The sequence below is a fragment of the Paenibacillus sp. PAMC21692 genome (genome assembly GCF_014303795.1).
GTDB lineage: Bacteria > Bacillota > Bacilli > Paenibacillales > Paenibacillaceae > Pristimantibacillus > Pristimantibacillus agaridevorans.
Genome location: NZ_CP060293.1, coordinates 750,382 through 762,739, shown reverse-complemented (window position 1 = coordinate 762,739; position 12,358 = coordinate 750,382). Strand labels below are relative to the sequence as shown.

Here is a 12,358-nt window from a genome sequence, read left to right as displayed (position 1 = left end):
GTTCGCCGAATGATAGGAAATGGTTGTTGGTTTGAATTCGATGAGGTACGCGGCAAAATTATCATTGACGGGCCAATGACGACGGATCTTTCTTTTGCAGCGGAAGAGATGCAAAAGTATGTGCGACGGGCGCATGGCATGTTCCTTCCGATACAAAGGGGCGTATTGTCCGAATCGACTCAGAATGCGATTGTAGTCCGCATCATGGCCGAGCGATTGGCGACCGTAGAGGAGGACGGTTTTGCCATCACCTACAGGAATGGCAATGTGTTCATTGAAGGAAACGGGATTCGATCAGTCTTGTACGGCACCTATAGATTTCTCGAGCTGTATGCGGGCATGCGTTGGTTGACGCCTGATCATGAGGTTATTTACGAGCCAACTGATCGCAAGGTGTGGATAGAAGAGCGGCATGATCGCCCCGACTTCAGACGCAGAGGAATAATACTGGAGGGCGTGCAGTCCGCATCGTATGCGATCGGCGTCATCGATTGGATGAGCAAGAACGGCTGCGATCTGCTTATGATGACGATTGAATTTTGGGATGAGCATCAAGCGGCGTTGCGTCCGGAGATGCAGGCGAGACAACTGCGTCTTGGACTTGGAGGGCACAGCTTGGATAGGTTCCTGTCCCCAGGCGATTACTTTGAGGTACACCCGGAGTGGTTTGCATGGTACGAAGGCGGTCGAGTTGCAGCTCAACCTTGCTTCTCCAATCAGGAAGGCATTGCCTTCCTGATTGGCCGCATCGTCGATTATTGCAGACAGGAACCGGATATGGACACGCTGAGCCTCTTCCCGAACGATAACAAGTATTTCTGTCAGTGTCCATCTTGTTCGACGCAGAGCTTTGTATCGAATTATACGACATTTCTCGAGACAGTTCGAGATCAGCTTGAGGCAGATGGACAGTCTGTCCGAATTCAAATGCTGGCTTATAATGCGCAGATCGAGTGGACAATGCTGGAATCGATGCCCGAAGCGGCTTCGCTTGACGTCATGGTTGCTTGCTGGGGGCGGGATTACCGTCAAACCATCGGCTCGCCTGCCGGCGATCGGGACGAACGGTTTCGTCGAATTGTAGCCGATTGGGGACAAGCTTGCAGTCAGCGTTACCATTCCAGTCTGTCAGTTTACGAATATTATGCGGATTACTGGATGATGACGTCTCTGTTTCCGCCTTTGGCCCGCACGATTTGCAAGGATATTGAAGAATACCGTTCTATGGGCGTGCAGGAAATGATTTGTTTGCTGCTGCCGTACGAGAAGTCGGTGCGTATTATGCAAGAAGAAATCATGGGATTGCCGCGCGAAAACAACTTGGCAGATCGGGAGTTCAATTCGGAGACGCCGGTTATGTGGTTGAATTTGTATATGTTTGCCCGCAAGCTTTGGAACAGCTCTTTGGACGAGGCCGGTCTCATCGATGAATATTGCAGGGCAGCATTCGGTCAACATGGGGATACGGGAAAAACGCTGCTGTATGCGTTAGAGCAACAATTGGCCCAACTGACGGTATACAACACCCGATGGTTCAAGCTGCGATACACGGATGTCTGGATTAGAGACCATCGTTCCAAGGGAAAAGCGGTAGTCACCGGGGTGAGCCCCTGGGCGAAAGAGGAGGACGAACCCGAAATTCCGGCTGAGCGAAGCGAAGTGAGCAGACGAATCGTCGAGGAACTGGAGGACGTTTGGCACAAGGCTGCTCATCAAGGGGCGCATTCCGACGAATCGACGCTGTTGTATCAGGCACTGACCCAATATTTTCGTTATGTTATTCAGAAATTGCGTTCCATAGATAAACAGTCCAGCGCGCAATCTAAACTGATTCGTCAAGAGACGGAAGAAGCGATGAGCGATTTGACTGAAGCCTTACAGATCGAAACGGAGATTCGTGGTTGGGATGCCTTGCATTTTGCCCATCGTCTCCGTGATCCTAATGTTCTTTGATAAAAAGCTATTTGCTCAAAATTGATTTCGCGGTATTTCGAGAAAAAACAGCACCCTCAGGTTGATGAGGCGTGCTGTTTGCCGTGTGCCGAAATAAAAATATACAAGTTTTCGCCATTCGAAGACCGTAATTCTATTGGCCTTAAATCCTGCCTCAAAAGTCCACCGCCGTACCCTACCCTCAATACTCCCCTTTGATCACGAAAAACGATCCGCGAATCGTGCCGGCCAGCTTCGACTTCTGCCGGGCGAACTTAAACTTTCCTTCTAACTCCGGAGGCACGTCCATTCCCTCGGAAAGCTTAAATCCAACCGCCCGTTTCTTGGGATCATCGATCGTATACAAGACATTGACGCCCAGGCCATCCTCGTAGAAGACGAAGGACCACCGGATGTTCTCCACTTGGAAGCTCGATGTTTCTAGCGGCCTGGCCGCGAATTCGATTCCGCGTTCTTCCTTCAGGATCCGGCTTACGTATTCCAACGTCTCCGGGCTTGCGGCAGCCGGCGTGACGGTGAATTCATGTTTGTATTTGTTCATGAAGTAGCGAGCTTCGTTCGCGCGTAGACCGGCAAGCGCTTCTTGCACGGGCGAAGACTCCAGGCCAACCGTAGACACCTCTTTGTAATCCACTACGTAGGACATGTCCATTCCTCCAGTATTCGGTTTATTTCCTGACGACGGGAATCCACACTTCGCCGTACACCAAGCCGTCCCGTTGTCCCATCTCGACGGTTGCGTTCGGTCCGCCCACATAGGCGAAGTCCTTGGCTTCCGGCAGCACTTGACCGAAGGCGATTCCGGTAAGCTGGTTGCTCAGCACGTCGGCCGTCTCGGCTTCTCCCTGGACAACGAGATATTCGCCTTTAGGGAATTGAATCACCCGAGTGGCATCCGGCAATGTAGTATCCGTCATTACGCCGGCGTAATACATCATTTTTTGGTTGACGGCTTCGTTGACGGCGAAGATGAAGTCGTTGGCTGCCACTGCTTTTAGCGCGTCAAGCCGTCCGTCTTGTTTGACCGCTTGCCAGAAGTCCAGCTTTTCCTTGTTGATGCCGACATAGTCGGTATAATCGCTCTTCAGATCCGTTCCCATGCCCAATACGGTAAAGCCTTCTTTTTCCTCAAGCGTGTAGTTTGCCATGTTTTCATCCATCCTTTTTTATGAAATGGTTTTGCTTTTCCCCTGCTGAGTTTATAATAACTTTTAATCATGTCAAAAAGTGACACTGTTTAGGAGGCAGCGATGAAAAAAGTGGAGCGGATCAATATCATCATGCGGTATATCAACAACCGCGCTTCCTTTACCATTTCCGAAATCATGCGGGAATTTAACATCTCGCGCTCGACGGCCATTCGGGACATCAGGGAAATCGAGGCCATGGGGATGCCGCTTGTCGCCGAAGTGGGCAGGGACGGGGGTTATTTCGTCATGAACAATTCCGTCCTGCCGACCGTTCGTTTTACCGATAACGAGATCAAAGCGCTGTTTATCGCCTTTATGGCGACAAGGAATCAGCAGCTCCCTTACCTCAAGAGCCGTCAGTCCTTGGCGGAGAAGTTATTGGGACTCATTTCGCAGAATCAGCAGGACGATCTTGTGCTGTTAAATCAGATCCTGCTGTTCGAAGGGACCAACCCGAATAATCCGGATCTGCTCGAGATGTCGGACCTGCCCCATCCCATTCTGGAGAAGCTGATCGGCATCCTTCTTGCGGACAACTACTTGTGGATCACGCTCCGGGAAGGCAACGACACGAAGTCGTATCCCGTCTATCTCTTGCACTTATATCGCGAAAAAAGCCTCTGGCTGATCGAAGGCTTCGACTTGGCGGAAGAAAAGAGAGTCGTCTTTTCCGTCGATCATCTTATCGATGTAGAACCTTATCCCGTGAGTAAGCGGCTGAGCCGGAAAAAGATACGGGAGAAGCTAAGCCAGCGGGAGGAGGCCATCAACCTTGTTCTGGAGCTCGGCCCCAAGGCGATTGCCCAGTTCAAAAAATACCATCCGCTAACGGTGTCCCTGTCCTATACCGATCCCTTCCAGACGAGAGCCATATTAAAAACTTTCGTTAACGTTAACGATTCGGAGGCGTTGGCCGACGTCGCCAACTGGCTGCTTTTTCTGGGCAAAGATATCAAGATAAGGGAGCTGCCCAAGGAAATGGCGGAAGGGCTGCGAGAACGATTGGCCCAGTACGACTTATAAGAATGATCTCCGGTTTAAACTGGTTTTAAACTCCACCCTGTATACTTGGGAAACGCCTTACTGCATCGAATTGTGGAATTCGAAGAGACCTCGGTTAAGGAAATGGAAAGGAAGGGTCTAATGAATAAGGAAAACAACTTTAGAAAGCGAGCAATTATAGGCGTGTTGGCACTGATAACTTTAACCCTTCTGTTAATTAGCTCTGTGCGAATGGATGTCTCTGACTACTTTCGGTACCCTGCAGGACATCCCCCCTTGGAGGAAAACGAGGAAGGCCTCAAGCAACTTAAGCATACTTAAGATCGTATCATCTTCGCCAAACGGCAAGGTGACGCGATCTTTTTTTCGATGGGGGAAAAGGCGGATCTGATACCTTTATTACACGGGCGGTGACGCTAGCTTTTTCGAGTGGGCGAGGGAACGCCCAGTCGAGGAAGTTCTCATGCAGTGTTCAAGAAGTCAAAATCGTACTATTTTTTCTCATCTTTGTGAATGTCGATATAAATATTTTTGTTTTATAGTGATCAGGAGAACAAATCCAGGGAGGATGATAGGGAATGAGCCTCGCGATCAGAAACTGGAAAACGCTTACAATTATAATGCTGGTACTCGGTTTAGCGATGACTGTGGTTCCGTTGCCTGTATTTGCAGCGACATACACGCAGAATTTTGACGACAACAGCATGGGCGGTTGGACCAATACAACTGTAGGCATTGCTCCGGGAACCGTGTCCGTAAGCGGAGGGAAGATGAATATCGCCGCGCCGTTGAACAAAGACATCCATGTGGTTGATGTGAATTCTTATGATGTGGATGATGGGACCTACTCCTTTAGTTTCCTTCCGGGAATTGGCAACGCCGGAGGGATGCTCAGATATACATCTGAAAGCAGCTACATATGGGTCGGCTACGAATATTCGGATAGTGCGGGCCATTGGCGAATCCGCGATGCGTCGGGCTCTCAGCCGGACGTATTCTTCACGACTCCGCCGTTAAACGGCAATACCTGGTATGATGTCAAAATCCAGTTTATTGGCCAACAAATCACGGTATGGTTGAACAACAGTCAGGTATATTCCGGCACGTTGACAAGCTTGACGACAACCGGAGCGGGCAAGATCGGTTTTGTCGTTTGGTCGGAGGGCAGCGCCGGTTTTAAAAACGTGGTTCAGCAAGATATGAACTCGCTTTATTACTCGCAGAGCTTTGCGAATAACAGCATGGGCGGTTGGACCAATACAACTGTAGGCATAGCCCCGGGAACCGTGTCCGTAAACGGAGGGAAGATGAATATCGCCGCGCCGTTGAACAAAGACATCCATGTGGTCGATATGAATTCTAATGATGTGGATAATGGGATCTACTCCTTCAGTTTCCTTCCGGGAAGCGGCAACGGCGGGGGGATGTTCAGATATACATCTGAAAGCAGCTATATGTGGGTCGGCTACGAATATTCGGATAGTGCGGGCCATTGGCGAATCCGCGATGCGTCGGGTTCCCATCCGGACGTATTCTTCACGACTCCGCCGTTAAACGGCAGTACCTGGTATGATGTCAAAGTTCAGTTTTTTGGAAAACAAATCACGGTATGGTTGAACAACAATCAGGTATATTCCGGCACGTTGACAAGCTTGACGACAACCGGGGCAGGCAAGATCGGTTTTGTCGTTTGGTCGGAGGGCAACGCCAGTTTTAAAAACGTGGTTCAACAAGCTATTCAGGATCCTGCAAGAATGCAGGATATTACGAATGGGACGATAACCGTTAGCTTGGATAAAGACTTTCCGCAGCCGCTGTCGTACAAACTGAATGCAAGCGGGGCCATGCTTTACGGTGCTGATGGTTTTTCATCCCCTCGCATCAATATCAACGGCACGGATTACGTCGGAGCTGTAACCGACTTCTCCTCTACGCCCGACTCTGCTGATTACGTCGTGAGCATCCCGGATTTCCAGGTGGACCTCGCTTATCGCTTTACGTTGGAGGGCAATGCGTTGGTAAGGAGCCTTACGGGGATTACCGGTGCAGGAGAGCCCAATGTGCAAACGATTAGAATTACATCTCCAATTATGAAGGTAACGGCAGCTCAGACAGGAGCAAGCGCGGCCTATTATTCCGGCGGCATTGCAGGCGAAGGGGGCGGAATCGACAAAATCGGCGCTCTCGGCGCCCTTGCCGCGGCCAACGAATCGAGCCCTTGGAGTTTTGTTTATACTTCCGAAGCCGTAGGAGCTGCGTATAACAACCTGACGATTACGCCGTTCAGGGTGCAAATCGCGGGCTCGGGATCTTCCAAATACGCAGCCATTTATGATAACGAATATAACTATCGATTCCACTCCATCAAGCCGGGCGTCTGGTTTCAAAGCAAGACCTATATCTCCACGGACATCAATGGGGACGGAATTAAGGATTGGCAGGACGGGGCGCTGTGGGTTAGAGGGGAACTGCCGCCGTTACCTGCAGCTTTAGAGGCCCATTATCAGAACGGCGGGAACTGGAGCCAGACACACTTGGCCTTCCCTTTCGATGACCAGCCGATCCCGGAACAGACGATGAGGATGACGAGTTACCCCGTTCTGGTCGCGCAGCAGCGCAAATTGTTCTACGAGACGGACGGGTTGTCCCGGCAAAGCTACGAGACGGTAGGCTGGCAATATAAAGGACATGACTGGAACTGGCCCGATTGGGCGTCCCAGCCTCTCAACCCGGCTTTAGGCGGACGTTCCGAGATGGATTGGGCGCGCGAGGAAATGGCAAAGTACAATGCGGATCTGTCTTTTCATGTCAATGCGGACGATATATCGGAATTAAGCAATTCCTATCAGACGATCCCCGACATTGCGGCCAAAGATTCCGTAGGCAATCGTAAACTTTCCAATGATTATTTCGGATGGAACAATTGGTATATCAGCCACTTCAAAGATTTGGTGAAAGGGACGGCTTTGTCGCGCATAGATGATTTCGTCAATGCTTACTGGTCACCGACGATCGTCTATCAGGATGTGATGCTGCCGCACACTAGCGAGGATGTCGGATATACCATCAACGACGAGTGGTACGCCATGAAAAAGGAAATCGATCAATGGGCTTTGCACGGAACGTATGCTACAACCGAGTATTATGCTCCGGAAAAACGCAGAAATGGCGGATTCTCCTTTAAAAAGTATAAAACTACGAGTCGCATCGATCATTTCATTAATGCAGGTGTGACGATTCTGCAAAGCAATTTTCTCGAAGACGAAGTGATCAGCGGAGATCCAGGCGAGGATTACGATATGTTGTTCGGTTATATGGTATCCAGTCGGGGGAGGTACGGCAACTTAAGCGGAAAAGCAAATCTGTTGGCCGATTCTCTCGTTAAGGATCATTATTTACGGAATTTGATCCAAGCGACCCTGCGTCAATATAGCGCTCAGCAGTATGTGGAGGACGCGTCGAAATACCAGATCCGCTGGGGAACCGATTTGGTTGCCAGATTGGATAAATCAACCGGCCTTTTTACGTTGAAGCAAGGTGACGTTCTTATGGCTATTGGCGGAGAACGGTTTATCCCATCGCCGGACGACGAGAACAAAATCTATGTTTACAGCGAGACCGGCAATCAACGATCGTGGACGATGCCATCCAGTTGGGCCGGCATAACTACCGTGGATCGATATGAATTAACGGAGGTTGGTCAATCGTTCGTCGATCGCATTCCTGTCGTTAATGGTGCCGTTACAATCGCAACTCTTGCCGACACGCCTTATGTATTGGAGCCGGGCGGCAGTGAAATGCCTGAGGCCGGTCCTGTTAATCAAGCTTTATCCCAGGCGGTTCATGTTTCGTCCGCCATAAACACCGGTCAGCATGCGGTAGACGGTAGTGTCGCTTCGAGTTGGACGGCGGAAGTTGATGATACTTCGCCTTGGTTGGAAGTGAGCTTTGCAAGAGAAACGACGATAAACAGGGCCGTTATTTCCGAAGCCGGCAATCACGTTACAGAGTATTCGATCCAATATTGGGATGAGGACAATCAAGTTTGGCAATCAGCCTATACAGGGACAACGATCGGCAGTCAGGCTACCAGCCTGTTTTCCGACATCCGAACGACGAAAGTAAGGTTATCGATCCTTTCCATGCTCGCTCAACCTTCCATTAAAGAGTTCGGTTTGTTTGCGGATCAGAACCTGGCCATGTCGGCGAAGGCCTCTGCGTCCTCCAACAGCTACAATTCAAACGGATATACGACCTATTTGATCGGCACGGCGGCGAACAATTTCACTTATCGATACGATGTTCAATCTTCGCGGGCGATGGACGGGACGGAGGAGTCGTTTTGGAGTGCCAAAAATGAGACGAACGGCGCATGGCTTCAAGCAGAGTTCGACGTTGAAACCAAAGTGAATCGAATCGTGCTTTCGGAATCCGGAAACAGCATCACGTCTTTCCGCATTCAACAATGGGACGATCAGTCCTCATCCTGGATCCATGTTTATCAGGGAACGACGATAGGCGCCAGGAAAGAAATCGATGTACCGGAGTTTACGACGAATAAAACGAGATTGCTTGTCGATGCGGCTTCTGCGATCCCAGGCATCAATGAGTTTAAAATCTATCGTACCGCTGGTGTACGAGTGCCGTAATCTCGGATTAACTAACATAAGATAGCAGATAGCCTAGTCCTATAGGTTCTCTACTATCTTATGTTACAATATTTACTATCTAGTATGAATGGCTGTGACTGGGGGAAGCCCTATGGATTTCGTGCATCGCGTCGTCAAACTTTCGCGTAAATCGGGCATACAAGCCCGGCTTATCGTTACTTTTTTGCTCCTATCCATTCTGCCGTTGGGTTTCACCGGAGTTCTGTCTTATACAAAATTCAATGAAGCAATCAGCGCGAAAACGAGTACGTTCGTTTCGGACATCTTGCGGCTGTTGACGAGCAATATTCGCACCGAAGTGACGAAGTACGAAAACCTGGCCGATCAAATCATGTTAAACTCAGAGATTCAAAACGCGCTGCGGAATTACGATCAGTTAAATGATATGGAGATCAGAGAACTGCATTGGTACATGGAAAATACCGTGCTTCAGGATAAGTTCTGGCTGTTTGCGACGATAAAAACGTTGCAGATTCAGACAGGCGACGATCAAGTCCTGTACGACTACGGTTATGGCAAGCTTAAAAACGGGGAGATTCCGCGATTATTAGACCTTGCCAAACGGAATATTAAAGCCGATACATGGACGGTCGCAACGATGGCCAACGGTGAACACACCCTCATGCTGATCAGAAGAATACCGGCGATGAACGGAACGGAAGGGCCGCTTGGCTATCTGTTCGTCGGAATCGATGAACATTTGTTCTCCCAAATTATTTTTGGCAGCGTGGATATGGGTGAGGGCAGCGACCAAGTGATTTTGAACGGATCCGGCACCCTGTTGTCCAGTAAAAATCATCTGTTTCCAACCGGAGATTATGTATCGTCCGACGACCCCCTACTAAAATGGATGGAGCCGCCGAAAGCGACGGGAACAGTGTCTACGAAAACGGGAACCTATTTTGCCGTATATTCGCATAACGAAGAGCTGGACTGGCGAATTATCGGCTTAGTGCCATACGATTATCTCAACACGGAATCCAAAGATATTCAGAAGGAAATTTTTTGGATCGTGCTGCTATGCATCCTTTTCGCTTTTTTATTTACCATACTGATCTCCGCAAGCGTTTCCATGCCATTAAAGAAACTCATCTCGGGTATGAATCAAGTGATGAACGGTAAATTGCATGCCAGGATTAGCGACGACGGGCAAGACGAAATCAGATATCTGGCAGATAAATTCAATAACATGACCCAAGAGCTATCCATGCAAATTCAAAAAACGAATTTGGAACAAGCCATGAAACGGGAGACCGAGCTGCAAATGCTGCAAGCGCAAATTAATCCCCATTTCCTATTCAATACCCTGAATTCGTTGAAGTGGACGGCGATGTTAAGTCAGGCGGACAGCGTCAGCAACGGCTTGGGGGCTCTGGCAGAGCTGCTTAGGAGCACCATTATTCAGAAAGACGAAAAGATATCCCTCAGGAACGAGCTTGGAAACCTTGGTCATTACTTGGTTATCCAGCAAGTTAGATACGGGACTTCATTAAAGATGGAATGTGCCGTGCCGGATGAGCTATTGGATGCCCAGGTCCTTAAATTTCTGCTCCAGCCATTAGTCGAGAACTCGATTATCCATGGCTTCGAAGGCATAGATCGAGAGCCGCGAATTTTTATTTCTGCCGAGCGAATCGGCAATACGCTGAGGATCATGTTGCAGGATAACGGCAGGGGTATTCCGGAAGACAAATTGAATTTGCTATTGGAGTCCGATGGCAACCCGAATAAAAACAGGTTGGCCAACATCGGGGTCGGCAACGTGCGCGAAAGAATCAAGTTGCATTTTGGAGAGCCTTACGGATTGGAAATCACTTCCGAGATCGATCGCGGGACAACGATCTTCATTACGATTCCCTTCATTCTGCCGATAGGAGGAGAGGACAGCCATGATACGGGTGTTGGTCGTTGACGACGAAAAAATTGTACGAATTACGCTCCAAACGATTATGAAGTGGGAACAACACGGATTTGAACTTATCGGTACGGCAGGAGACGGGTTGCAGGCGCTCGATAAGGTCGCCAAGGACAAACCCGACATTATCATTACGGATCTGAAGATGCCCAATCTGGACGGTATAGAATTGATTCAGAAACTGCGCGAACAAAGTTATGCGGGGAAATTTATCGTACTCAGCAATTATGACGATTACGAATACGTTCGCGAAGCGATGAAGCTGGGCGCCGCAGATTACTTACTGAAAATCACATTAAAGCCGGAAGAGCTGCTGACGTTATTAATCAAGGTTTCCGAGCAATTGTCGGAGGAGCGGCAGCTCAAGGAAAAAAACGTTTCTATGCAAATCAGGCTGAATGAGGCGTACTTTCAACAAAAGAATGCCTTCTGGAAAGAGTTGTTGAAAAATGGGGATCCTGGCGATTTGTCCGCAGGGGTTGAGGCGACACAGTACGGGCTGGATTTGAATACGCTGCGCGGAAGATTGATTTATTTGAAAATCGATCATTATGAAGACGCATCAAGCAACGGAAAGATTAAAAACAAGAAACTGCTGGATTTCTCCGTCGCCAATATCATTAAAGAAACGGTATCCAATAAATATCGAAGCGATTGCGTTGAACTTGGAAACGGGAACTATACGGTCATCATTTACGAACAAGACATCGGGCTTAGCGAGGATAGCTGGCAGATGCTTGTCCGCGATCTGGTAGGTCTATTGAAGTTGTATTTGAATTTAAGCGTTAGTTCGACTTTGAGCGAACGTTTCGAAGGAATTCATGCGCTTCAAGAGCAATATGATCACTGTCTTCGTACATCCCGAGCGACATTTTATAGCGGCGCCGGCTCGATGCTGATCGCATCGCAAGTGGATCTATCCCAATGGCCCATTGCATCGGGACTGTGGTCGGAAGCGATCACGAGCGCGGTAGAAGAGGGGGATTCCGAGCGATTATCTGCATGCATGGCCGACATGGCGGAACAACTGCATACCATGAAGATCGAGCCGCTCAAGATCAAGCAATACTTCTTGACGCTGCTCGCGGATCTGGAGTATCGGATAATGAAATGGAGAGCGGTCACCGGAACGGATGACAGATCGCTCTTGGAGCCCGATATCGTCATACTGTCCGATTCGAGAAAAGGGGCTATCACGCAAGCGGAGACCGCCGAACAATTTATAGCGATTACCGAACAAGCCTTGCAGGAAATTCTGAGCGATTTTCAAGCGATCAAAAGAAGTTCATTTCGGAAAGAAGTGAATCGCGTCATTAGCATCATGCATGAAAATAGGGAAGGCAGAATTAGGCTCGATCAACTCGCCAAAGAAGTTAATCTAAACGTTAATTATTTGTGCCGCGTTTTTAAACGGGATACCGGTAAGAGCATCGTTCAATATATGAACGAACTCAAAATCCTCCAATCGATGGAACTGCTGAAATTGCCGGATTGCCGGGTCAAAGAGGTTGCTGCCTCCGTCGGAATCGACGATCCGGTCTATTTCAATCGTTTATTCCGGAAAACGGTCGGAGTCAGTCCCTCCGAATATCGCAAGAAGTTTTCCGCCATTCCATAAGAGAAGGGGT

The 12,358-nt window shown here is 49.1% G+C and carries 7 protein-coding genes; 5 read left to right on the top strand and 2 right to left on the bottom strand.

From position 1 onward, the window contains the following. Window positions 1–9 precede the first annotated feature (9 nt). Window positions 10–1,953, top strand: coding sequence for a DUF4838 domain-containing protein (locus tag H7F31_RS03000; protein ID WP_187102990.1), 1,944 nt, complete (start codon window positions 10–12; stop codon window positions 1,951–1,953). 181 nt (window positions 1,954–2,134) lie between these two features. Here H7F31_RS03000 and H7F31_RS02995 read toward each other — a convergent pair whose 3' ends face one another. Together H7F31_RS02995 and H7F31_RS02990 are read right to left on the bottom strand one after the other, a co-directional pair. Further along, window positions 2,135–2,599 carry a phage tail protein gene (locus H7F31_RS02995; protein WP_187102989.1) on the bottom strand — a complete coding sequence of 155 codons (465 nt, stop codon included), beginning with the start codon at window positions 2,597–2,599 and terminating at the stop codon, window positions 2,135–2,137. A 22-nt stretch (window positions 2,600–2,621) separates the two neighbouring features. Beyond that, window positions 2,622–3,101 carry a GyrI-like domain-containing protein gene (locus H7F31_RS02990; RefSeq protein WP_108992384.1) on the bottom strand — a complete coding sequence of 160 codons (480 nt, stop codon included), beginning with the start codon at window positions 3,099–3,101 and terminating at the stop codon, window positions 2,622–2,624. Window positions 3,102–3,203: 102 nt separating this feature from the next. Between H7F31_RS02990 and H7F31_RS02985 the strand changes: the two genes are divergently transcribed. The 4 genes from H7F31_RS02985 to H7F31_RS02970 all read left to right on the top strand — a co-directional run bounded on the left by H7F31_RS02985 (window position 3,204) and on the right by H7F31_RS02970 (window position 12,348). Next, entirely contained in the window at window positions 3,204–4,166 is a 963-nt protein-coding gene (locus tag H7F31_RS02985) for a helix-turn-helix transcriptional regulator (protein WP_187102988.1), read from the top strand. A gap of 557 nt (window positions 4,167–4,723) precedes the next feature. Beyond that, window positions 4,724–8,794, top strand: a complete 4,071-nt coding sequence (locus H7F31_RS02980) for a discoidin domain-containing protein (RefSeq protein WP_187102987.1) — start codon at window positions 4,724–4,726, stop codon at window positions 8,792–8,794. 112 nt (window positions 8,795–8,906) lie between these two features. Then, window positions 8,907–10,727: a cache domain-containing sensor histidine kinase gene (locus H7F31_RS02975; protein WP_187102986.1), complete on the top strand. Its 1,821-nt coding sequence runs from the start codon at window positions 8,907–8,909 to the stop codon at window positions 10,725–10,727. Beyond that, window positions 10,705–12,348 carry a response regulator transcription factor gene (locus H7F31_RS02970; RefSeq protein WP_187102985.1) on the top strand — a complete coding sequence of 548 codons (1,644 nt, stop codon included), beginning with the start codon at window positions 10,705–10,707 and terminating at the stop codon, window positions 12,346–12,348. Before H7F31_RS02975 ends, H7F31_RS02970 begins: the two co-directional genes overlap by 23 nt. Window positions 12,349–12,358 lie beyond the last annotated feature (10 nt).